Origin of the sequence: Faecalicatena contorta (assembly GCF_022835095.1) — a bacterium.
GTDB classification, from domain to species: Bacteria; Bacillota; Clostridia; order Lachnospirales; family Lachnospiraceae; genus Faecalicatena; species Faecalicatena contorta.
In genome coordinates, this window is the sequence record NZ_BQNQ01000001.1 from 2,517,092 (window position 1) to 2,539,404 (window position 22,313).

A 22,313-nucleotide genomic window follows, 5' to 3' on the forward strand; every position below is an offset into this window, starting at 1 on the left:
ATGATGAAATTGAACCTTCAGTATTTTGCTCATAAAAAGGGAGTTGGTTCTTCTAAGAACGGCCGTGACTCTGAGTCTAAACGATTAGGTGCCAAAAGAGCTGACGGACAGTTTGTAAAAGCGGGCAACATCCTTTACAGACAGCGTGGAACAAGAATTCATCCGGGCGTGAACGTAGGACGCGGCGGGGATGACACACTGTTTGCATTAGTAGACGGAGTTGTCAGATACGAGAGAAAAGGAAGAGATAAGAAACAGGTTTCTATCTATCCTGTAGCTGAATAATTAGTTACGGTACACACGGCCTCAGACCTAACAGTCTGGGGCTTGTTTATTATTTCACATCGAAATGCACAGGCAATAGCTCTGAGCAGGGATTTCTTTCATATTTCTTTGAACTGTTACAAATATGCAGCTATAGGATATGTGATTTCAGGGAATTATGAATAGTAAAAGGAACCATCTTGTGATATAATAGTACGGATATGGAATTGGTAAAAATAGTAAATAGAAAAGGATATATTATATGTTTGCAGACAGAGCGAAAATTTTTATAAGATCCGGCAAAGGCGGTGACGGACACTGCAGCTTTCGGAGGGAACTCTATGTACCGAACGGCGGACCGGACGGAGGGGACGGCGGAAAAGGCGGGGATCTGGTTTTTCAAATAGATGAAGGCCTGAATACGCTTGTAGATTTCCGCCACAAAAGGAAATATGCTGCCGGCGACGGCGAAGAAGGCGGTAAGCGCCGCTGCCACGGGAAAGATGGTAAGGATCTGATCTTAAAGGTTCCGGAGGGAACCGTGATCAAAGAAGCAAAGACCGGTAAAGTAATCGCGGATATGTCCGGGGACAACCGCAGCCAGGTTGTCTTAAAAGGCGGCAGGGGAGGACTGGGGAATCAGCATTTTGCCACATCCACCATGCAGGTACCGAAGTATGCGCAGCCCGGACAGCCGGCCATGGAGCTGGAGGTGAATCTGGAGCTGAAAGTCATCGCTGATGTAGGGCTGATTGGTTTTCCCAATGTGGGCAAGTCAACGCTGCTCTCCAGGGTTACGAATGCGGATCCCAAGATTGCCAACTATCATTTTACGACGCTGAACCCGAATCTGGGAGTCGTGGACCTGGATGGGGCGAAAGGATTCGTGATGGCAGATATACCCGGGCTGATCGAGGGGGCATCGGAAGGCGTCGGACTTGGACATGAGTTTCTGCGCCACATTGAACGGACAAAGATGATGATCCACGTGGTGGATGCAGCAGGAACTGAGGGCCGGGATCCGGTGGATGATATCTATAAGATTAATGCGGAGCTGACGGCTTATAATCCTGAGATTGCAGAGCGCCCGCAGGTGATTGCAGCCAATAAGACAGATCTGATATACAGCGGGGACGATGATCCGGTGGACAGGCTCCGGGCTGAATTTGAGCCAAAAGGAATCCGGGTATTCCCGATTTCCGGAGTTTCCGGCAAGGGGATTCAGGAGTTGTTATACTATGTTAGCGGGCAGCTCCAGGCTATGGATGAGAAGCCGATTGTATTTGAACAGGAATACTTTCCTGAGGATGAACTGATCTATGAAGACCTGCCCTACACAGTGGAGAGAGAAGGAGAACTGTTTGTAGTGGAAGGCCCGAAGATTGAAAAGATGCTGGGATACACCAATCTGGATTCCGAAAAGGGATTTGCCTTCTTCCAGAAGTTCTTAAAAGATTCCGGTATCCTGAATGATCTGGAACAGGCAGGCATTCAGGAGGGTGACACGGTTAAGATGTATGGACTGCAGTTTGATTATTATAAATAGACAGGAGATAAAACAGTATGACAACAAAACAGCGAGCTTATTTAAAAAGCCTTGCCATGACAATGGATCCGATCTTCCAGATCGGGAAGTCCAGTATTACTCCCGGGCTTACAGAAGCAATTTCCGAGGCTTTAGAGGCCAGAGAACTCATCAAGATCAGTGTGCTCCAAAATTGTGCAGATGATCCAAGGGAGTTGGCAGATCTGGTGGCCGGCAGGACACGTTCTCAGGTTGTCCAAGTAATCGGCAAGAAGATTGTATTATACAGGGAAGGAAAAGACGACAAGAAAAAGATCGTACTTCCGTAGGAGGATTTTATGAAAATCGGCATCATGGGAGGCACATTCGACCCGATTCATATTGGTCATCTGCTATTGGGAGAATTTGCCTTCGAAGAGTTTAAACTGGATGAAATATGGTTTTTACCGAATGGTAATCCACCGCATAAAGATACGGAAGAGATGGATACCTCGCTTACCCACAGAATTGAGATGGTAAAGGCCGCAATCAGCGGTTCCCCGCATTTTAAGCTTTCCATGCATGAGGCGAAGAAGGGTATATCTTACACGTATCGGACAATGCGTGATTTCCATGAACTGTACCCGGGCAACGAGTTTTATTTTATTTTGGGGGCGGATTCTCTGTTTTCTATTGAACAATGGAAGTATTTCAAAGAGATTTTTCCAACCTGCACCATACTCGCCGCGATGCGGGATGACAAGGATGTGCGAGATATGCAGAAACAGATTGCTTATCTTAAAAAGAAATATGAAGCCGAGATTGAACTGCTTCGGGCGCCGCTTCTGGAGATTTCTTCAACAACGATCCGGGAGCGGGCTGCGAAGGGGCTGACAGTGCATTATTTCGTGCCGGATGCAGTGGCTGATTATATTAAAGAACATCATTTGTATAAGGAAGTGGAGCAATGACGGAGATTTTGGGGATTCGAAGAAAGTTGGAGAAGAGATTAAAACCAGAACGCTACGAACATACGCTGGGAGTTATGTATACGGCTGCATCGCTTGCCATGTGTTATGAAACGGATATACATCAGGCGATGCTGGCGGGGCTGCTGCACGACTGCGGTAAGTTCTGCTCCGGTAAGGAGCAGATCAAATTGTGCAGGGACTGCAATATCGCACTGACCGAGTCTGAACTGAAAATGCCGGCCCTGATCCATGCCAAGCTGGGAGCATATCTTGCGGAGCATGAATATAATATTAAAGATTCTGATATTCTGGGAGCCATCACTTATCACACCACGGGAAAGCCTCAGATGACACTGCTTGAAAAAATTATTTTTCTTGCAGATTATATTGAGCCAGGTAGACAGGGAATTCCGGTTTTAAAAGAAGTGAGAAGAGAGGCGTTTTCAAACCTGAACAAGGCAGTGGCACTTAGTGCTGGTTCAACGATTTCTTATCTGAAGAATGTGGGCAGGGAGATTGATCCTATGACCGTCAGAACTTATGAATATTATCAGTAGCAGTTCAGACAATCAGAACGGTTGCTATAATCATACAAATTAAAGAAGTAAAGGAGACTGATTTATGGAACAAGCAAGGGAAATGGCGCGGCTTGCCTGCAAAGCGCTGGATGAAAAAAAGGGCGAGGACATTAAGGTGATCGATATTGCCAGCGTCTCCGTACTTGCGGATTATTTTATCATCGCAAACGGCAGCAATGAGAGTCAGGTAAAGGCTCTGATAGACAATGTGGAGGAATGTCTCCACAAGGCAGGCTTTGTGTTAAAGCAGCGGGAAGGCTACGGAACCGCCAGCTGGGTGCTGCTTGACTTTGGAGATATCATCGTGCATATTTTTGATAAGGAGAACAGGCTGTTCTATAACCTGGAACGTATTTGGAGGGATGGCGTAGAAGTAGATGTTGAAACACTATAAGCGCCGGTGGAGGATATTATGAGGAAACGAGTGTATAAAACTGCAGTCTGCCTATTTACAGCTGCCATTCTCAGCTTGACGGCCGGGTGCTCTTCTGCAGAAGAAAAAATGAATGATAACAAGAAGGAAAGCCTGCTGGATCCTAAGAAGCCGGTGTCTATCGAAGTATGGCACTATTATAACGGCGCACAGCAGGATGCCTTTAATGAACTGGTAACAGAGTTCAATGGCAGCCGGGGAAAAGAGCTGGGAATCAAAGTAAAAGCATCAAGCCTTGGCAATGTGGCCGATCTGGAGGATAACGTACTGGCCTCCATTGACGGAAAAGTAGGGGCAAAAGAAATCCCCGATATTTTTGCGGCTTATGCGGATACAGCCTATGCGGTGGATCAGAAGGGCATGGCTGTGGATTTGATGGAATATATGACTGAAGATGAGATCAGTGAATATATGGACAGCTACATTGATGAGGGAAAGTTTTCCTCCGAAGACAGCCTGAAGATATTCCCGATTGCCAAGGCAACGGAAGTATTTATGCTGAACAAGACAGACTGGGATAAGTTTGCCGATGCAACGGGCGCTGCCCTGGAGGATATTTCCACAATCGAGGGGATTACTGCCACATCCAAAGAATATTACGAATGGACGGACAGCCTGACAGATACTCCGGATGACGGAAAAGCCTTCTTTGGAAGGGACGCTATGGCCAATTATTTTATAATAGGAGCACGGGAACTGGGAACTGAGATTTTCTCTGTCAAGGATGGCCAGCCGGCTTTGAATTTTGATAAAGATGTTATACGTAAGCTTTGGGACAATTACTATGTGCCTTTTATCAACGGCTACTTTGCTTCCTCCGGGAAGTTCCGGAGTGATGACATCAAGACAGGGAATATACTTGCATTCGTAGGTTCCTCTGCGGGTGCGACATTTTTCCCTGATCAGGTGACGCTGGACGATGAAAATACATATCCGATCGAGATGCAGGCTTTTGAGTGCCCGCGTTTTAAGGACGGCGGGAAATACTCTGTACAGCAGGGGGCAGGCATGGTCGTGATGGAAAAGGAAGATAAGGCAAAAATCGAGGCTTCCGTGGAATTTTTGAAATGGTTTACAGACACTGACCGTAATATACAGTTTGCAGTGACATCAGGGTATCTGCCTGTTAAAAAAGAGGCCAATGATAAAGAACTGATCAAAAAGAACATAGACAGTACAGACAGCAGCGTCATCCAGGTGCTGGAGGCTTCCCTAACACAGATTGAGGAAACTTCACTCTATACCACCCGCGCCTTTGAAAATGGTACGGATGCCCGTAATGTACTGGAGTATTCGCTCTCAGACAAAGCGGCAGCGGACAGGGCAGAGGTAGAAGCAGCCATATCAGCCGGTTCTTCAAGGGAAGAGGCTGTCAGTAAATATAATACGGATGATAATTTTGAGAGCTGGTATGAGGAGACACTGGCATCTCTTGAGAAGTTAGTAGATAATAAATAAATCCGGTACCGTTGAATAAATATAGGAAGCGGATGAAAGAAAGGAGGGCACGGGAATGCAAATCAACAGACAGAAAGCACAGCCTATACTGAAAAGAATGCTGATTCCCATGGTCCTCCTGACTTTAATAGAAGTAATGCTGCTCTCAGGAACTTTTATATTTGGGGGAGCCATTCAGGAACTTGATGAGAATGCCAAAGGCATTGTACAGGGAAAGGTAGCCAACCGTTCCAGCTACTTGCAGAATGAGATGATAAACAGCTGGTCTAATGTGTCTTATACGGTACAACTTATTAACGAGACCGCTGAAAAGCTGGATCATGACGGGACGATCGACCTGGATAATATAGGAAAAAACTCAAATGCCTGCTTTCCGCTGGTCTCTGAGATTTCTGGAAATCTGATCGAAATGCTTCGTTCCAATAAGGTGACCGGAGCTTTTGTTGTTTTTAACAATGATGATCCCAAAGAACTGAGGGAACAGGAGAGTTTTTCCCGTCCGGGCGTTTATTTCCGGGATCTGGATCCGGATACAAGCGTCTCTGTCCGCAACAGTGACCTCCTGATTGAGAGAGGCTCGGTTGATCTTGTACATAGCCTGGATATAGCCACTGACAGTGCTTGGAAGCCTCAGTTCGTATTTACCAGGGAACATGAGGAAACATATAATCTTTTTCTGAATCCGCAGGAACAAGGATATGAAAACCCCGAGGCAGCTTCGTTGACAGAATTGGGATATTGGGGAAAACCCCATACGCTTACGGACGATGATAAGATGATGATTTCCTATACGGTGCCGCTGATAACTGGAAAGGGTAAAGTCTATGGTACACTTGGCATGGAGATTACACTGGATTACCTTTCCACTATGCTTCCGTCCGAGGAATTGATGGAAGATAAGCCGGCCTCGTATTTATTGATCGTTCAGGATGCAAAAACCAATGAATACAGAACCGTATATTCATCGGACAGCAGCATCGCACCGGACATGGAAAAGCTGGATGTATCACAGTCATCTGATGGGAACTTTTATTTTAACGGTACAGACCATGAGCGGTATTTTATGGATATGGAATATTTCCAGCTCTATGATTCGAACGGCCCCTTTGAATCGGATCGTTGGGGACTGGCAGGTGCAGTAAAAGAGAGTGATCTTACCGAGTTTTCTAACCATATCATGTCCTATATTATTGTTGCAATTATTCTGACAATCATTATGGGAATCGCAGGCAGCGTGCTTGTTAGTTTTATGATATCAAGACCGATACATCTTGTGTCAAAACATATGCAGCAGATGAATAGAAAAAGCAAAATAGGCCTCCCTAGAACGAATATATATGAATTCGATCAGATGGAAGAGTCCATTGAGAAGCTGAGCCGTGATGTAATCGATTCCGCCACAAAGTTTGCGCAGATTCTGAACAAAGCCAGCATACGTATAGCAGGGTTTGAAATTGACATGGATAATAGAACTCTATTTTTGACGGACGGTTTCTTTGATATTTTTGGCCTTAAGGGTTCCATTGCTTCGAATATGGATGTGCAGACTTTTATCATGGAAATGAAGGAGTTGGATATCTATAAAGCAGAGGAAGCGGAAGACTATATATTGTATAAGATACCGGACGGGGAAAAAGAGACCTATGTCCGCCTAAGTTATTCGGGCTTGGAGGATCGAAGGGCAATCGGCATAGTAGAAGATATCACGAAGACAATACAGGAAAAGCAGCTGATTGAGCATGAACGTGATCATGATCTGCTTACAGGGCTGAAGAACAGACGTGCATTCCAGCGTATCATGCAGCAGCTTTTTGAAAAGGGAGAATCCTGCCTAAAGAAGGCGGCACTGGTTATGATGGATCTGGATAATCTCAAACAGATCAACGATAAGTTCGGGCATGATTACGGGGATAAATACATTCAGGCTGCGGCAGACAGTTTCCGTAAGTATACGCCGTCGAACACAATTATATCACGTAATTCAGGGGATGAATTTTATCTGTTTTTCTATGGATATGATTCGGAGGAGGATATCACACGGATTCTTTCCGGCCTGAAAAAGGGCATCGACGAAGAATACATTTTGCTTCCGCCAATGCAGAGGCTCAAAATAAAGATGTCCGGCGGTATCTCATGGTATCCAAGGGATTCCCGCCATTACGAACAGCTCCTGCAATTTTCTGATTTCGCAATGTATCAGGTGAAGCATTCTACCAAAGGCGAAATCAGTGACTTTGACCTGGGGGCATATCACAGCGAGGAGTATATCTCGCAGAACCGCAGGGAGCTTTCGGAACTGCTGGAACGGGAAAAGGTAGAGTACTATTTTCAGCCCATCGTCGATGCGCACACCGGCAGGATTTTTGCCTATGAGGCTCTGATGAGAGGAACCATGCCTACATTGCGCAACCCTTCGGAAATTCTGGCTCTGGCCAGAGAAGAACACAAACTGGATAAAGTAGAAGAACTGACCTGGAAGATGGCATCCACCACATTTGTACAGCATGTGAAGAACCAACGGATTAGGCCTGACTGTAAAGTCTTTATTAACTCATTGGCCGACTACAGAGTGAGTAACAGGATGATTGAGTTTATTGAATCTGAATGTAAAGGGTATCTGGACCACTTCGTATTCGAGATTACTGAATACGCAGAGGCAGATAAGGAGGCTATGGATGTAAAACGGGTTCTTGTCAACCGCTGGGATTCTGATTTTGCGCTGGACGATTACGGGAGCGGATATAATGGTGAGAGAATCCTTCTGGAGCTTGCCCCTAAGTATATTAAGATCGACAGAGAGATTATATCCGGTATTCATGATAATATTGATAAGCAGAAGATCGTGGAAAATACCATATCTTATGCTAAGGAAAGAAATATTAAAGTCATTGCGGAGGGAATAGAGACGGAAAAGGAGATGCATAAGGTGATCGAACTGGGTGTAGATTATATGCAGGGATATTACCTTGCACGGCCATTTCTGGAACCGCCGCAGATAAGCGAATATATTGTGGAACAGATTAAGAAAGACTGAATGGAGCGAACCGCCTACCGGTCGGCGGGATTCCCGCAGGAGATAATTAAGAGGATAAAAAAGACATGCGCATCTTTATTTTGCGCATGTCTTTTTAATACCAATCGGAAATCCCTTTTCTGCCTCCGGATCTTAAAAAAAGCGGAAAACCCCGATCACTTTTCCTAAGATGGACACTTCTTTTACTATGATAGGCTCCATGTAGTCGTTCTCCGGCTGCAGGCGGTATACCCCCTCTTCTTTATAGAAGGTTTTGACTGTGGCTCCGTCTTCTACAAGTGCGACCACCATGTCACCGTTGGAAGCGGTATGATCTTGTTCAACGAGCACCATATCGCCATCCAAGATCCCAGCATTAATCATGCTTTCTCCTTTTACAGTCAGCATGAAGGTCTGCTTGTTGGGCATGAATTCCATAGGTATCGGGAAGTAGTTTTCTATGTTCTCCTGTGCCAGCAGCGGCTCTCCTGCGGCGACACGGCCGACAAGCGGGACATTCACAACTTCGCGTCTGGTCAGATTAAATGTATCATCTAATATCTCTATGGCTCTGGGCTTCGTGGGGTCACGCCTTATGTATCCGTTCTTCTCCAGTGTCTCAAGATGAGAGTGGACAGAGGAAGTGGACTTTAAACTGACCGCCTCACAAATCTCACGTACAGCAGGGGGAAATCCCCGTTCTAATATCTGTGCTTTTATGTATTCTAATATCTCCAGCTGCTTTTTGCTGATCTTACCCTGTGACATATAGCCCTCCTTAATCCGTTAAAGCCAACGCTCAACTCATTCTATAAATATAGTATCATAGTTATTTTTAAAAAGCAAACACTTGTTACGAAAATATGTTCGAAAAATGTTGTGTGAGTATTGACAAACATGTGTTCGTGTTATATAATTTCAACTATAAAGAACAAACGTTCGGAAAACGGATAAAAAACTAATTATTAGGGAGTTTTAAGGGGGGAATTACTAATGCAGAGAGAAAGAAATTATGTAAAAGCACGGACTATCACAAAGAACGGGAGACATATCAGGAGTATGCTGGTTCTATTTATTGCAACAGTATTCATTGTATTTGCGGCATGCGCTTTGTTTGGAAACCTTTTGATTTCAGCACATGAGAAACATTCAGAACAGCCTGTTAACTTCAAGTATTACAAGAGCATTGAGATTCAGCCCGGAGATACTTTATGGGATATTGCAGAAGAATATATTACAGAAGATTATAGTTCCGTTTCAGAATATATTATGGTGTTAAAAGAGATGAATTCGCTGAGTACAGATGATATTCAGGCAGGCCAGAATCTAATGATTACTTATAACGATACAGAATTCAGAGATAAATAATAAACATTAAGGAGGAATTTTATAGAGAAATTAGATAATGGTATCAATATACATCCCTATGTATTGATATATAAACTCACCCAGAGACAGCCCGCACTTATGTACGGGCTGTCTCGTTTAAATTATAGAATAGAACGGGGGAAGGAGTTTATTGTTACCGTTAAAACACTATTTAATAATCAAGGGATATTGTATGAGATAGATTAATCTATACGACAAATACTGATTTTTCCAATAGATATGGACAGAGATCCGCATCCATGGTATAATTACCTCAACTATAAGGGGTTTTTAACATTAAGGAGGAATTTTAACATGTCCGCACAGGATCCGAAAACATATCATGAACAGACTTACATAGACAATACCCTGCGTCTCAGGGAAATTCTTAAGACAATGCCGCCATTTGTCAGGGATTATTTCCGTGCTATAGAACCTAAAAGTTCTGCCAAAACGCGGATATCTTACGCCTATGATATCCGCGTTTTCTTCCATTTTTTAATGGAGAATAATCCTGTTTATAAAGACTATACCATGGATCAGTTTACCGTGAAGGATCTGGAGCGCATCGAGCCGGTTGATATTGAGGAATATCAGGAATATCTGAAGGTTTACACAGGCTCTGAGGATAAACAAATTACGAATACAGAGAAGGGACTGGCGCGCAAGATGTCAGCACTCCGCAGCTTCTATGCCTATTTCTTTAAACATCAGGTGATTGAGAAGAATCCCACTTTACTTGTGGACATGCCGAAGTTACATGATAAGGCTATTATACGTATGGATACGGATGAAGTGGCCGCTCTGCTGGAATATGTTGAACACGGCGGCGATGACCTGACCGGTCAGCGCAAAGTGTATTTTGAAAAAACAAGGAACCGGGATCTGGCGATCCTAACGCTGCTTTTGGGTACCGGGATTCGTGTATCTGAATGTGTGGGGCTTGATATCCAGGATGTGGATTTTAAGAACAACGGAGTTAAGGTTACCCGAAAAGGCGGGAATGAAATGGTTGTTTACTTTGGTGAAGAGGTTGAAAATGCACTGAAGATGTATCTGTATACAACTAGAAAGTCTATTACTGCACTCCCCGGCCATGAAAATGCATTGTTTCTATCAACCCAGCGAAAACGGATGGGGGTTCAAGCCGTTGAGAATATGGTGAAGAAGTACGCACGCCAGATTACGCCAAATAAAAAAATTACGCCGCACAAATTGCGCAGTACCTATGGTACCGCCCTGTACAAGGAAACAGGTGATATTTACCTTGTGGCTGATGTTTTAGGACACAAGGATGTTAATACTACGAAAAAACATTATGCGGCTATCGATGAGAACCGGCGCAGACAGGCTGCGGGGGCCGTGAAGCTGCGGGAACCTTAATATCTAAGTTAAAACAGCGCTTTGCCACGAATCTAATGACAAAGCGCTGTTCCGCTTCGCATTATTCAAACCATACATGCCCGTGATCGCCAAGCAGTTTGTCTGCGGCTTTCGGACCTGCACTCCCCTGAGGGTATAAATGTACTGGAAGACCACTTCGATGATACTGCTCCCGGATCGCATCCACGTATTTCCAGCTCGTTTCTATCTGATCCCACTGGGAAAACCAGGAACGCTCCCCACGGATACATGCACCAATCAGTCTTTCATATGCCTCGGGTGTATTCATCTGATTGATGAAGGAACAATTCTGGCAGAAGTCCATTTTTGCCTGAACCACTTCTTCTGATTCCCCGGGTTTCTTTATATTAAACTGAAGATATACGCCTTCTGTGGGCTGTATTTTAATATTCAATATATCCGGTTCCACTCCCGGTACAGGGCTTTTAAACACGACTGCAACCTGCATCTCCCGCTTCCCAAGCTTTTTTCCGGTGCGGACATAGAATGGCATTCCATTCCAACGTTCATTCTCTATCATCAGACGGACTGCTGCGTAGGTCTCCGTGACAGAGTCCGCATCAACAGCAGGTTCCCCGCGGTAGCCCTCATACTGTCCCAGAACAATATTCTCTTTTATATCTTCAGGCATATGGAGCGCGTTCAGGACCTTCATCTGCTCCCGGTGCATATCTTCTGCAGCTGCACTCTCCGGCTGTTCCATGGCTACAATGGTGAGGATCTGGAACAGATGGTTCTGCATCATATCCTTCAGAGCGCCGCTGTGGTCATAATACCCGCCTCTTGTCTCCACACCCATCTCCTCCAGCGCAGAGATCTGAATGCAGTCTATATGCCGTGCATTCCAGACATTGCTGAAAATTGGATTTGCAAAGCGGATAGTCTGTATATTTCTGACCATCTCTTTTCCAAGATAATGGTCAATTCTATAAATCTGGTCCTGTTTAAAGAAAGTCTCCATCGTCGCATTTAAACTCGCCGCTGCCAGAAGATTTTCGCCAAAAGGCTTCTCGATCACGACCTTGCCATTCCCGGCGCCGGATACCAGCTGGAGCCCTTTTACGATAATTTCAAAGAACCTGGGAGCTACTGCAAAATAAAAGATGTGCTCAACATCTCCCATTCCCCGGTAAAATGCATCCAGATCAACATATGCTGACGCATCGGTGAAATCCATACGGTAGTAAGTCATTTTCTCTGCAAGCTTCTCATAGATCTCTTCTTTATACCCGAGTCTTGCGAATTTTTCTACCCACCTGCGGGCCATCTCCCGGTATTCCCCACTCGTGTAGTCTCTTCTTCCGATGATGACAATTTGTGTGCAAAGGTCCTTGTTTTTAAAAGCCTCCATATTATAAAATGCCGGTATCAGTTTGCGGAATGTCAGATCTCCGGTACCTCCAAAGATTGTAAAAATTTGTTCTTTACACATATTAAAACCTCCAATCGTGATGGAAGATTCCTCCCCTGTCAGTCCGCTTGTAGGTATGTGCCCCAAAGCAGTCTCTTTGTGCCTGAATAAGGTTCGCACCCACTGGCATTCCCCTGAAAGCATCGATATACGCCACAGCCTGGCTCATTGCCGGCAGCGGAATCCCCTTCTGAATTCCCATGCACATGATATCCCGGAGACTTCTCTGCCCACGGTTCACACCTTCCATGAAGAAGGAATCCATCATCAGATTCTTAAGCGCTCCATTTTTCTCAAACGCCCTTGTAATATCATCCAGAAATTGTGCCTGTATGATACAGCCGGCACGGAAAATTGATGCGATTCTGCCATAATCCAGATCCCATCCATATTCCCCGGATGCATGGGAAAGCAGTTCGAATCCCTGCGCATAGGCTGCAATTTTGGCTGTGTACAGCCCTTCTCTTACCTGCTTTTTAAATGCTGTTTTCTCAGGAGCCGGCTTTGGTTCCGGGCTATCGAACAAATCTCTGGCTGTCTTCCTCTCCTCAATACGGTTCGACATAATCCTGGCATTACATGCCGCTGTTATCATGGATACGTTGACACCCTGTTTCAGGGATTCCAGGCTGGTCCAGCGGCCGGTTCCCTTCTGCCCTGCACTGTCCAGAATATAATCCACCAGCTCTTTGTCTGTAAAATCATCTTTCTCCCGGAAGATACCTGCTGTAATTTCAATCAGATAACTCTTCAGTTCGCCTTCATTCCACTCTGCAAATGTATCGGCCAGCTCTTCATTTGTAAAGCCGCCTGCGTATTTAAGGAGCAGATAAGCTTCTGCAATCAGCTGCATATCTGCATATTCGATCCCATTGTGTACCATCTTAACGTAGTGGCCGGCGCCGTCCGGACCCATGTAGGCACAGCATGGCTCGCCCTGTGCTTTTGCCGCGATTGCTTCCAGGATGGGGGCAATATGGCCGTATGCCTCTTTGTCCCCTCCCGGCATGATAGAGGGGCCAAAACGGGCTCCCTTCTCTCCTCCGGAAACGCCAGTTCCAAAATAAAGGATTCCTTTTTCACGCAGGTTTTTCTCCCGTCTTCTTGTGTCTTCAAAGAAAGAGTTCCCGCCATCCAGAATCATATCTCCCTCATCAAGAAGCGGAAGTAGCTGCTCAATTACCATATCAACAGGCTTTCCAGCCTTTACCATAATCATAAACTTTCTCGGACGTTCCTGTGATCCTACAAGCTCTTTCATATCGTAAAAAGGAACAAAGTTCTCATGCGGATGCTCTCTGAGAAGTTCATCGGTCACCTCCCGGCTTCGGTTGTACCCTCCTACTTTAAATCCATGGTCAGCCATATTTAGGGCAAGGCTTCTTCCCATTACCGCGAGTCCAATGACTCCTATTTCTGTTCTCCTCATCGAAATACCTCCTTATCATCAATCTATCGTTGTTATGCCAGTACAAGCGATACCCCTTCCGGCATCTCTACACGGCTGCGTACCCCTTTTAATTTTCCTGTTTCACAGTCCCGCTCGATACATACAATTCCACCTTCCAGGCGGTTTGCCACAAGCAGAAACTTTTCATTTTTGCTTAAAATAAAGTCACGCGGATGTTTCCCGCCACAGGATACATGCTGTATGACGGTGGCTTTGTCATGACTTACATCGATAGCTGCCAGCAATTCTCTTTCTCTCACTGATATATATAGAAATTTCTCATTTTTCGTCAGCCGGATTGCCGCCGCTGCAGCCGCCCGGGGCTGCTCCCCGGTCTTTCCGCTTTTGGGGAGAATAGAAAATGTCTGCTCCAGCGAAAACTCTCGGCCGCAAACTTTAAAAATAAAAAGTTCATTACTCCATTCACTCACAACATAAAGCCTGGTGTGAGCCCGATTAAAAACACCGTGTCTTGGACCGCTGCCTTTGGGAAAGCTGATCTCTCCAGCAGGAGCAAATCCTCTTTCTTTGTCGAAGAACCGGATTCTGTCCTGCGTAAGGCAGGGTACCATAACATACGAGTCATGAAGCAGTATCTGGTGGCATCCGGCGCCCTCTCCATTTTCAATCCGCTTCACGACCACAGGCTTTTCCTCTGTTGTCTGATAGATCATTACGGTGCCTTCATGGTAGTTTGCTGTATAGATAAAGTCTTCCTCCTGTTCGATGTAACAAGGCGTCTGGCGTTCCTGCAGCACCTCGCCGGCGCACTTTTTCACCGATCCGTGATTTAGTTCCAGAAAACAGGTTCCCGCCATTCCTCCCTTTTCGTCAGGAATGACCATCCGATGACTGCTTAAAGAAATCCATTTGGAATTCCTTGCCTCATAAAAAAGTTCAGGTGCGGTCAATTCTCCAGTCTCTTCATGAAAAGAAAAACGATATATCCCTCTGCTCTCCTCTGAATAATATGTCCCGATATATCCATCGGTAAAACCGGCTGTTGTTTCTTTTTCTTTTACTTTCTCCATAATGCCACTCCCCGATTCTGATTATTTTATTTTAGAATTCGTAGTATCCCTCTTATTGTTAACTGTAATTATACATATTACAGTTAACAATGTCAAATACAATTTATGATATTCTTCATTATTATTCCCAATAAAAGAAAAAATTCCGATCTACAACTAGAATATCTCTTCTCGACCAATATTAGCTACAATATTTTTATCATTTACTTTCAAATTTAGTGACAATATAATCTGCAAGCGACCAGATCATACCAATAAATGAAAACAGCACGTAAAATGGAGTAATAAGAACGCACAATAATATGGCTTTAATTATCAGTAACATCTTGTATAGAGCTTTTTTTAAGACAGATAGATTTGTTTTATCTTTCATAATTCGTACAGGTATGTATGTGCCTCCTCCTTCTTTTGATCTATCCATATAATAAAACATTTGGCTTACAGCTCTGTGACTTCCAGATGAGAGATTTGTCACTTTTGGAATAGGAACAGCTTTAACCGCAGCCTTTGCCTTTCTTCCACAGTATACGGGATACATACAGCAGCAATAAAACGCCCCACGAACCGGCTTCGGCATATGCAATGATCATATTTCCGCATATGCCGGCAAAAGCATATGAAAACACAATACGTGAAATCAATGAAATAATCCCGGCGATGCTTGAGAACAGTACGTCCCCGATTCCTTCTATGTAACCGCGTATCGACATCGCAACACCGTAAACAGCATAAAAAGCAGCGATTCTCCGGAAGAAATTTCTCCCGATCTCTACAGCCTCAGGGCTTACCCCAAACAAAGAGATTAAATCTCCTCCGGCTTCTACTACCAGCCATGTGAGCAATAAAGACACGCAAAGCATCATTGCTGTTCCCACATATACGGTCTTTGTAGTCTGCTTTTTCTTACCTGCCCCATAGCTTTGGGCAACGATCGTAGAAATTCCCGAACCCAGATTGATAATTGGCAAAAGTATCATTGTATCCACACGATATGCCGTAGTAATCGCCGCAACCGTCTGTGTGCCGAATCCATTCATGAAATTCTGCAGGATAAGGCCGCCTAAAGAACTGATGCAGGCCTGAATCATAGGTGGGATTCCCAGATGAAGCCCCTCACGAAGAACAGATCGTTCCGGCTTCCACTTCTGAATCTTGAAACGCAGGCTGGGATACTTTTTTACACCGTAAATGATAATAAATACCGTCATAACGGCCTGTGAGATCACTGTTGCAGCTGCCGCCCCGGCCACACCCCCATGCCATACGCCCACAAACATAATATCCAGTATCACATTCACGATGGAAGAAAACAAAACAGAGCTGAATGGAGCATGGCTGTTTCCGATTCCGCGAAGTGCGGCAGCGTAAACATTATAGACCGCCAATATCGGTATCCCGACCAGTATGATCTGCAGATATTGCTTTGCCATATCAATGGTATCCTGTGTCGTGTTCATCATCTGGAGTAATGGAAAAGCTCCGATGATGCCTATGAGCGAGACGAGCAGAAAAGTACCGCCGATTATCACCGAAAACACCGAAAGTATTTTGGGGATGTGGTTCTCTTTCCCGGCGCCATATTTCTGTGCAAATAAAATAGAAAGCCCGAGTGTAAATCCTGTGATCGCAGTTAGAAACAGATTGATGATCGTAGTTGTGGAGCCAATTGCCGCAAGTGCTTTTTCGCCGGCTATATTGCCAACGATAAATGCATCCGCCCAATTATAAAGCTGCTGCAGAATTCCGCTTAAAATGAGCGGCGTACAGAACTTTATTAGTGTTACTGCTATGTTTTCCGTCTTGTTGTTTTTATTGTACATTTTCAGAACTCCTCAGGGCAAAAAATACCGTATGCAAGAAAATAGCCTCACATACGGTAGGTGCTTACCCGATAATACTATGGAGTATACCAAATTCATGAAACATTTACAAGACTTCTGTCTGCTAAAATAGATTTAAAAAAATGTAAAGCCTCTCTTCATAACTGTCTTTTCCGATGGAACGGTTATTTATAATATGACGCATTTAATATTTATCAAAATAAAAAGACACGGAGCCCGTGTCTTTTTATTTACTGCTTTTTATTGGAAAGGTCTTTTCGGGCCTTACTTTTTTTATAATTTAAAAAATACTTACCGTATTCTGTGGCTTTCTCAATAAAAACCGCCAATACTTTATGCATATTTTTAAGAATAATATCGACATCTTTGGAATAGCAGCCGCCATCTTCTTTCCGGATCATCTTGCCGGCAGACAGCATCTCACAGCTGAAATCCCTGCAAACGGCAAGGCACCTATCCACTTCGCTTATACTTATATTATCCAGCGCCGTTTGGTAGCTGGTTATTGTAGCAAGCCGGAGCAGCCGATAGAAGGAATCAAAAAATACAGCCATTACTCCTTCGTCTTTTTTTATATTCATATGCCTGCATAAGTTTTCTGCGATTTTTTCGTTTTCTTCAATCAGAAGCTCGCATTGTTTACCTTCTGCAAACTCATTTTGAATGATTTTCGCCTCCCCATTTCTGAGCAGCTTTATATACTCATCCACAAGCATACCTGTCATTAAATCGTAAATCAGTGACACACTCTCAAAAGAATGCAGTTTCCAGTGGATGTGTTCTGACCAGACCTCATCTCCGATCAATCTAAAGTTCATCTCCATATTTTGCTCCTTTTTACTTCCTTTCTTTTTATTCATTAGTTTTTGTATATCGGGAAGCGTTAGCAGTTAAAATATTCCAGATACACTTGATCGTATTATATCACATTTTTTTTGCCTAGTGAACTATTTTAGGAACAGCATTTTTCGATTTTTTAGTCTTTCATATCTGTGAATTTTCTTGTATTTCAAAGAGAGACATTCTATAATAATATAGTCTGTGTTTTGACAGAAACTTACGATGAAAGGATTTAGAAATAGATGCAGTTACAGAGATTATTAAGTTTTACACGAAAAGCAGTTGATGAATATGCCATGATCCAGGAGGGCGATCATATTGCAGTGGGAATTTCCGGTGGAAAGGACAGCCTTACGCTGCTCTATGCCCTGCATGGCCTGAAACGGTTTTATCCGAAACAGTTCGAACTCAGTGCTGTCACGGTGGACCTGGGATTCGAGAAATTCGATTTAACTCCTATTAAAGAGCTTTGCAGGGAACTGGAAGTGCCCTACCATATTGTAGATTCTGAGATCTATCACATTCTGTTTGATGTGCGAAAAGAAGCCAATCCATGTTCACTCTGTGCAAAGATGCGCAAGGGGGCGCTTAACGAGGCGGTTAAAAAAATGGGCTGTAATAAGGTTGCGTACGCCCATCACAAGGACGATATTATTGAAACTATGCTGCTCTCATTAATCTTTGAAGGCAGATTCCATTCTTTCTCACCGAAGACTTATCTGGACCGCATGGATTTGACCGTTATCCGTCCCATTATGTTTATCAATGAAGCGGATGTAATCGGGTTTAAGAATAAGTATCATCTGCCCGTAGTGAACAGCAAATGTCCTGTTGACGGATATACCAAGAGGCAGTATGCGAAAGAACTGGTAAAACAGCTCAATACGGAGCATCCCGGTGCAAGGGAAAGAATGTTTCATGCTATATTGAACGGCAATATCAAGGGATGGCCGGACAGAATCCCCCATATCAGATAGGAGCCGGAAATGCCGGACAGCGTTATGTAAACTGCTGTCCGGCGTTTCCGGCTCTTATCTGATATGGGAATACTTCTTTAAAGCTTTCTCTTTGCAGATGCTATGCCCTCTTTTAAAGCTACGTACTGTTCAATCGCCTGTGCGGTCCCTTCCACGCCGAGTTCCCCGCTGTTCAGGCATAATTCATAGCTTTCGGCATCTGACCACTTTTTATTCGTATAATAATTGTAGTAGCTGGCACGTTTTTTGTCTGTCTTGATTATGATGTCTTTTGCCTTGGCATCTGTCATATCGTGAATCCGTGCGATTCTGCGGACACGGGCATCCAGATCCGCATGGATAAATACACTGACTACATTCTCGTAGGATTCTAATGCATAGTCTGCGCATCGGCCGACCAGGATACACGGCCCCTCGTTCGCAATCTTTTTGATTGCGTCAAACTGAGCCAGGAACACTTTATGGTTGATCGGCATATCGGAATAGGTGCTGCCGGAATATCCCATGGAATAGGTATCCATCACCAATGAGTACAGAAAGCTGTTCGTTGGTTTCTCGTCATGGGATTCAAAGATTTCCTCGCAGATCCCGCTTTCTTTGGCGGCCCTTGCCAGCATCTCTTTGTCGTAAAGCTTAATACCAAGATGTTCCGCTACCTTGTAGCCAATCTCGCGCCCTCCGCTGCCGTACTGTCTGCCAATTGTAATGATTGTGTTAGTTTTCATATCAGTCACTCTCCTTTTACGTCAAACCAGCATATGTTGTCCTTTCGTGGAATAACTTTTATACAATTATTATACAAGATGACGCTGTTTTTTACAACATGAATTGAGTTTATTGTGCAATTTTCATAATTACCGGGGAATAATTCGAGCGGTCTGAACTGTTCCATTATCGGTGTCTTAACGTATTCAATAATTGGAGAAAATATTCCGGAAGCGGCGCATCAAATTCCATATACTCCCCCGTCATAGGATGTATGATGCCGAGAACCTTTGCATGCAGTGTCTGCCCCTGCAGTTTAAACGGGCATTTGGCAGGGCCGTAGACGGCATCTCCCACGATTGGATGCCCGATACTGGCCATATGCACCCGGATCTGATGTGTACGTCCGGTTTCCAGTTCACATTCGATATAGGTGTAATCTCCGAAACGCTCCAGCACCTTATAGTGTGTCACCGCACTGCGGCCGTGAGTGGCCCTTGTGCTCATCTTTTTCCTGTCTGTGGGGTGCCTGCCGATCGGTGCATTTACTGTTCCGTCGTCCTCTTTCAGATTGCCGTGCACAATGGCATGGTATTTCCGGGTAATGTGGTGCTCCTTCAACTGTTCGGCCAGTGACTGGTGTGCAGCGTCATTCTTGCAGATAAGCAGAGATCCTGTCGTGTCCATGTCAATCCGATGTACAATTCCCGGCCTTGCAATACCGTTAATGCCTGAAAGGTTATCTCTGCAGTGATACATAACAGCATTGACCAGCGTGCCGCTGTAATGCCCCGGGGCGGGATGTACAACCATTCCTTTGGGTTTATTTACGATCAGGATATCGCTGTCCTCAAAAAGAATGTCCAGAGGAATATTTTCCGGCTGAATATCGGGTATTTCCGGTTCTGGGATCTGCACTTTTATCTCATCACTTACCGCAGTTTTATAATTGGCTTTGACAGCCTTATCACCGACGGTTACCAGGTCTGCAGCGATCAGCTTCTGTATATGGGATCTGGAGAGATCCGGAATGGCTTCGGCAAGAAATTTGTCAATCCGGACACCGGCTGATCCGGCAGTGAAATATAATTCCTCCATAGGCCTTTTATCCTTTCTTCAGCGAAAAGCAGCTCAGCTCGTCCTCTTTATAGTAAAAAAGTATAGCAAAAGCAAAGAGGATGCACGCAACTACCACATAGCAGTCCGCTATATTAAAGATGGGAAAATTAATCAGCTCGAAGTAGAAAAAATCCACCACATAATTCAGCCGCAGCCTGTCAATCATGTTGCCGATAGCCCCGGCGCAAATCATTACCGCGCAGATGCGCAGCAGGTAATAGCGGGACGTATGCGGCATCCTTCCGTAAATAAAACCAATCAGGCATACGATCACGACTGCCCCTACAGCAAACAGAATCTGCCTGTCCTGCATAATACCGAATGCTGCGCCCCGGTTTTCCAGATATTCCAGCTTAAATACGCCTTTCCAGATCACGAAGGGCTCCTGATCTTTTAAATGTACGACGGCAAGCCATTTTGTAAACTGATCCAGCACGATCAGGACGATACAGCCGAGGACGGCCAGCAGATAACTTTGTATAGATTTTGTATTCTTATCTTTCATGGTTTTTCCTTTTCTTCGTTGAAGTCATGTATGGCGCACAGCAATCCGGCGCTATATATATTTATGGATGATTACGAAAATTCTATTCTTTTTTGTGCGGGACAAGATACCTTTATACTGGAATTTTCCCATGCCTCTCACGGATATAATATCGTCTTCCTTCACCTGGAACCCATTTGTTGTCATAAGCTTTCCATTGACAAATACTTTACCGCCCTCAATCAAACCGCTCAGGCGTGTCCGTGAGGAGGAGAATGCCAGGGACAAAAGACAGTCCAGCCTGACGGAGGCCACAGTACCTTTGACCTCCTCAAAACGGGGAGTATACTGGAAGTCCTGCACGTTTTCTTCCCGGAGCATAACGTTTGTGCGGCGGACCCGGGTCAGCTGCTCCTGAAGATAAACGCTCAGGCCAGTTTCCACAAACAGAATGGCCTTATTACCTTCAATCAGAATATCTCCCAGTCTGGAACGCTCTATTCCGAGATTCAGCACAGCGCCCAGATAATCTCTATGCGTCAGTTCTTCCGCATATTTCTCATGCAGCGGCTCGATACAAAGAACAGAAAAAGGAAATCCCAGGGTTTCCAGGTCTGCTGTGTCATCGCTGCCACGCAAATAAAGAGCATCAGGTAGGAATGCTGCCATCTGACGCTCTGCTGTGTCATATCCGCCGAAAGTCACATAGCGAGTATACAGCCTGTCCTTCGGCAAAGAATGCAAAATATTCAGTTCATTCAAATTCAGAAAATCCGAATATGTAATGATGTCACGGTGATACGCCGTCCTGGACAGCTCAATCAGCCGTTTTTCCAAAAGCTGTTCTTCTTTTTCCATGCCAGAATTAATATCTTCCTCTTACATTAGCTGTCTCCATAGAGCCGCCCAGCAGATCCTGAAGATCACCTGAAATATCAACATTCGTCGGTGTTACAAGGAATATATAGTTGGAAATCTTCTGCAGGTTTCCGCTGATTGCGAAAGTCGCTCCTGAGATAAAATCGATGATCCTCTGCGCAATCTCCAGATCCATGCCCTCCAGGTTCAGGATTACAGTACGCCCTGCCAGCAGTGTCTCGGTAATCTCGCGGGAATCGTCTACTGATGTAGGCTTTACCACGCAGACCTCCATGTTGGCATTGCGTCTGGAAGCCGGCTGACGCATCGGGGTTACTTTGTTATTGCTGCTGTTTGCAGGAGCATATCTTTTATCCTCCTGGATATCAAAATCGTCGTATTCCTCTTTGCTTTTCTTATTAAAAAGAGAACGGCGTGGTTTTTCATCAAAATCATCATCTTCAAATTCGTCATCATAGAAATCGTCGTCATCGTATTCATCATCATTCAATTTCATGATGTCCAAAAATTTGTCAAACACACCCATGTTTACACTCCTATCTTATGCCCTCTTGATGCATAAATTTTTTTTGAAAATATACTT

At 44.5% G+C, this 22,313-nt stretch carries 22 protein-coding genes; 11 read left to right on the forward strand and 11 right to left on the reverse strand.

What is annotated here, in order from left to right; all coding sequences use genetic code 11:
• From rpmA to MWG26_RS11260, 8 genes are all read left to right on the forward strand, one after another.
• A complete protein-coding gene (gene rpmA, locus MWG26_RS11225) occupies positions 1-285 on the forward strand; it encodes a 50S ribosomal protein L27 (RefSeq protein WP_009004259.1) in 285 nt (94 codons plus the stop codon).
• 241 nt (positions 286-526) lie between these two features.
• On the forward strand, positions 527-1,810 hold the full coding sequence (gene obgE, locus MWG26_RS11230) for a GTPase ObgE (RefSeq protein WP_025657474.1): 1,284 nt from the start codon (positions 527-529) through the stop codon (positions 1,808-1,810).
• 17 nt (positions 1,811-1,827) lie between these two features.
• Positions 1,828-2,118, forward strand: a complete 291-nt coding sequence (yhbY, locus tag MWG26_RS11235; RefSeq protein WP_025657473.1) for a ribosome assembly RNA-binding protein YhbY — start codon at positions 1,828-1,830, stop codon at positions 2,116-2,118.
• Positions 2,119-2,127: 9 nt separating this feature from the next.
• Positions 2,128-2,739: a nicotinate-nucleotide adenylyltransferase gene (gene nadD, locus MWG26_RS11240; protein WP_025657472.1), complete on the forward strand. Its 612-nt coding sequence runs from the start codon at positions 2,128-2,130 to the stop codon at positions 2,737-2,739.
• A complete protein-coding gene (yqeK, locus tag MWG26_RS11245) occupies positions 2,736-3,296 on the forward strand; it encodes a bis(5'-nucleosyl)-tetraphosphatase (symmetrical) YqeK (protein ID WP_044927362.1) in 561 nt (186 codons plus the stop codon). Before nadD ends, yqeK begins: the two co-directional genes overlap by 4 nt.
• 64 nt (positions 3,297-3,360) lie before the next feature.
• A complete protein-coding gene (gene rsfS / locus MWG26_RS11250) occupies positions 3,361-3,711 on the forward strand; it encodes a ribosome silencing factor (protein ID WP_025657471.1) in 351 nt (116 codons plus the stop codon).
• Positions 3,712-3,729: 18 nt separating this feature from the next.
• Positions 3,730-5,208, forward strand: a complete 1,479-nt coding sequence (locus MWG26_RS11255) for an extracellular solute-binding protein (protein WP_117440832.1) — start codon at positions 3,730-3,732, stop codon at positions 5,206-5,208.
• 55 nt (positions 5,209-5,263) lie between these two features.
• Positions 5,264-8,242 carry a bifunctional diguanylate cyclase/phosphodiesterase gene (locus tag MWG26_RS11260; RefSeq protein WP_025657470.1) on the forward strand — a complete coding sequence of 993 codons (2,979 nt, stop codon included), beginning with the start codon at positions 5,264-5,266 and terminating at the stop codon, positions 8,240-8,242.
• A 132-nt stretch (positions 8,243-8,374) separates the two neighbouring features.
• Here MWG26_RS11260 and lexA read toward each other — a convergent pair whose 3' ends face one another.
• The gene (lexA, locus tag MWG26_RS11265) at positions 8,375-8,989 is read right to left on the reverse strand and encodes a transcriptional repressor LexA (protein ID WP_025657469.1); all 615 of its coding nucleotides are present in this window, start codon (positions 8,987-8,989) and stop codon (positions 8,375-8,377) included.
• A 225-nt stretch (positions 8,990-9,214) separates the two neighbouring features.
• On the opposite strand from lexA, the gene MWG26_RS11270 reads away from it, so the two are divergent.
• Both MWG26_RS11270 and MWG26_RS11275 read left to right on the forward strand, forming a co-directional pair.
• Positions 9,215-9,589 carry a LysM peptidoglycan-binding domain-containing protein gene (locus MWG26_RS11270; protein ID WP_025657468.1) on the forward strand — a complete coding sequence of 125 codons (375 nt, stop codon included), beginning with the start codon at positions 9,215-9,217 and terminating at the stop codon, positions 9,587-9,589.
• 315 nt (positions 9,590-9,904) lie between these two features.
• Complete coding sequence (locus MWG26_RS11275; protein ID WP_025657467.1) at positions 9,905-10,972, forward strand: tyrosine-type recombinase/integrase; 1,068 nt, start codon at positions 9,905-9,907, stop codon at positions 10,970-10,972.
• 61 nt (positions 10,973-11,033) lie between these two features.
• Here the strand turns inward: MWG26_RS11275 and zwf are convergent, their stop codons facing one another.
• From zwf to MWG26_RS11300, 5 genes are all read right to left on the reverse strand, one after another.
• The gene (gene zwf / locus MWG26_RS11280) at positions 11,034-12,425 is read right to left on the reverse strand and encodes a glucose-6-phosphate dehydrogenase (RefSeq protein ID WP_025657466.1); all 1,392 of its coding nucleotides are present in this window, start codon (positions 12,423-12,425) and stop codon (positions 11,034-11,036) included.
• A 1-nt stretch (position 12,426) separates the two neighbouring features.
• Positions 12,427-13,833, reverse strand: coding sequence for an NADP-dependent phosphogluconate dehydrogenase (gndA, locus tag MWG26_RS11285; RefSeq protein ID WP_025657465.1), 1,407 nt, complete (start codon positions 13,831-13,833; stop codon positions 12,427-12,429).
• A gap of 32 nt (positions 13,834-13,865) precedes the next feature.
• Positions 13,866-14,885, reverse strand: a complete 1,020-nt coding sequence (locus tag MWG26_RS11290; RefSeq protein WP_025657464.1) for a beta-propeller fold lactonase family protein — start codon at positions 14,883-14,885, stop codon at positions 13,866-13,868.
• Between the two features lie 494 nt (positions 14,886-15,379).
• Complete coding sequence (locus MWG26_RS11295) at positions 15,380-16,705, reverse strand: MATE family efflux transporter (RefSeq protein ID WP_025657463.1); 1,326 nt, start codon at positions 16,703-16,705, stop codon at positions 15,380-15,382.
• Between the two features lie 251 nt (positions 16,706-16,956).
• Positions 16,957-17,550 carry a hypothetical protein gene (locus tag MWG26_RS11300; protein WP_025657462.1) on the reverse strand — a complete coding sequence of 198 codons (594 nt, stop codon included), beginning with the start codon at positions 17,548-17,550 and terminating at the stop codon, positions 16,957-16,959.
• A 258-nt stretch (positions 17,551-17,808) separates the two neighbouring features.
• Here MWG26_RS11300 and MWG26_RS11305 point away from each other — a divergent pair, with 258 nt between their 5' ends.
• On the forward strand, positions 17,809-18,543 hold the full coding sequence (locus MWG26_RS11305) for a tRNA 2-thiocytidine biosynthesis TtcA family protein (RefSeq protein ID WP_025657461.1): 735 nt from the start codon (positions 17,809-17,811) through the stop codon (positions 18,541-18,543).
• Between the two features lie 77 nt (positions 18,544-18,620).
• Here the strand turns inward: MWG26_RS11305 and MWG26_RS11310 are convergent, their stop codons facing one another.
• The 5 genes from MWG26_RS11310 to MWG26_RS11330 all read right to left on the reverse strand — a co-directional run bounded on the left by MWG26_RS11310 (position 18,621) and on the right by MWG26_RS11330 (position 22,256).
• Entirely contained in the window at positions 18,621-19,268 is a 648-nt protein-coding gene (locus MWG26_RS11310) for a cytidylate kinase-like family protein (protein ID WP_117440833.1), read from the reverse strand.
• Between the two features lie 166 nt (positions 19,269-19,434).
• On the reverse strand, positions 19,435-20,346 hold the full coding sequence (locus MWG26_RS11315; RefSeq protein WP_025657459.1) for an RluA family pseudouridine synthase: 912 nt from the start codon (positions 20,344-20,346) through the stop codon (positions 19,435-19,437).
• Positions 20,347-20,353: 7 nt separating this feature from the next.
• Positions 20,354-20,872, reverse strand: coding sequence for a signal peptidase II (gene lspA, locus MWG26_RS11320; RefSeq protein WP_025657458.1), 519 nt, complete (start codon positions 20,870-20,872; stop codon positions 20,354-20,356).
• A 51-nt stretch (positions 20,873-20,923) separates the two neighbouring features.
• On the reverse strand, positions 20,924-21,709 hold the full coding sequence (locus MWG26_RS11325; protein WP_025657457.1) for a YlmH family RNA-binding protein: 786 nt from the start codon (positions 21,707-21,709) through the stop codon (positions 20,924-20,926).
• Positions 21,710-21,716: 7 nt separating this feature from the next.
• The gene (locus tag MWG26_RS11330; RefSeq protein ID WP_025657456.1) at positions 21,717-22,256 is read right to left on the reverse strand and encodes a cell division protein SepF; all 540 of its coding nucleotides are present in this window, start codon (positions 22,254-22,256) and stop codon (positions 21,717-21,719) included.
• Between the last annotated feature and the right edge of the window lie 57 nt (positions 22,257-22,313).

Coding starts and splice junctions, on each gene's coding strand:
- MWG26_RS11260 (WP_025657470.1), top strand. CDS start 5,264: ATGCAAATCAACAGACAGAAAGCACAGCCTATACTGAAAAGAATGCTG.
- obgE (WP_025657474.1), top strand. CDS start 527: ATGTTTGCAGACAGAGCGAAAATTTTTATAAGATCCGGCAAAGGCGGT.
- yhbY (WP_025657473.1), top strand. CDS start 1,828: ATGACAACAAAACAGCGAGCTTATTTAAAAAGCCTTGCCATGACAATG.
- rsfS (WP_025657471.1), top strand. CDS start 3,361: ATGGAACAAGCAAGGGAAATGGCGCGGCTTGCCTGCAAAGCGCTGGAT.
- MWG26_RS11305 (WP_025657461.1), top strand. CDS start 17,809: ATGCAGTTACAGAGATTATTAAGTTTTACACGAAAAGCAGTTGATGAA.
- MWG26_RS11325 (WP_025657457.1), bottom strand. CDS start 21,709: ATGGAAAAAGAAGAACAGCTTTTGGAAAAACGGCTGATTGAGCTGTCC.
- MWG26_RS11270 (WP_025657468.1), top strand. CDS start 9,215: ATGCAGAGAGAAAGAAATTATGTAAAAGCACGGACTATCACAAAGAAC.
- MWG26_RS11300 (WP_025657462.1), bottom strand. CDS start 17,550: ATGGAGATGAACTTTAGATTGATCGGAGATGAGGTCTGGTCAGAACAC.
- nadD (WP_025657472.1), top strand. CDS start 2,128: ATGAAAATCGGCATCATGGGAGGCACATTCGACCCGATTCATATTGGT.
- gndA (WP_025657465.1), bottom strand. CDS start 13,833: ATGAGGAGAACAGAAATAGGAGTCATTGGACTCGCGGTAATGGGAAGA.
- MWG26_RS11295 (WP_025657463.1), bottom strand. CDS start 16,705: ATGTACAATAAAAACAACAAGACGGAAAACATAGCAGTAACACTAATA.
- lexA (WP_025657469.1), bottom strand. CDS start 8,989: ATGTCACAGGGTAAGATCAGCAAAAAGCAGCTGGAGATATTAGAATAC.
- MWG26_RS11290 (WP_025657464.1), bottom strand. CDS start 14,885: ATGGAGAAAGTAAAAGAAAAAGAAACAACAGCCGGTTTTACCGATGGA.
- MWG26_RS11315 (WP_025657459.1), bottom strand. CDS start 20,346: ATGGAGGAATTATATTTCACTGCCGGATCAGCCGGTGTCCGGATTGAC.
- MWG26_RS11275 (WP_025657467.1), top strand. CDS start 9,905: ATGTCCGCACAGGATCCGAAAACATATCATGAACAGACTTACATAGAC.
- zwf (WP_025657466.1), bottom strand. CDS start 12,425: ATGTGTAAAGAACAAATTTTTACAATCTTTGGAGGTACCGGAGATCTG.
- rpmA (WP_009004259.1), top strand. CDS start 1: ATGATGAAATTGAACCTTCAGTATTTTGCTCATAAAAAGGGAGTTGGT.
- yqeK (WP_044927362.1), top strand. CDS start 2,736: ATGACGGAGATTTTGGGGATTCGAAGAAAGTTGGAGAAGAGATTAAAA.
- lspA (WP_025657458.1), bottom strand. CDS start 20,872: ATGAAAGATAAGAATACAAAATCTATACAAAGTTATCTGCTGGCCGTC.
- MWG26_RS11330 (WP_025657456.1), bottom strand. CDS start 22,256: ATGGGTGTGTTTGACAAATTTTTGGACATCATGAAATTGAATGATGAT.
- MWG26_RS11310 (WP_117440833.1), bottom strand. CDS start 19,268: ATGAAAACTAACACAATCATTACAATTGGCAGACAGTACGGCAGCGGA.
- MWG26_RS11255 (WP_117440832.1), top strand. CDS start 3,730: ATGAGGAAACGAGTGTATAAAACTGCAGTCTGCCTATTTACAGCTGCC.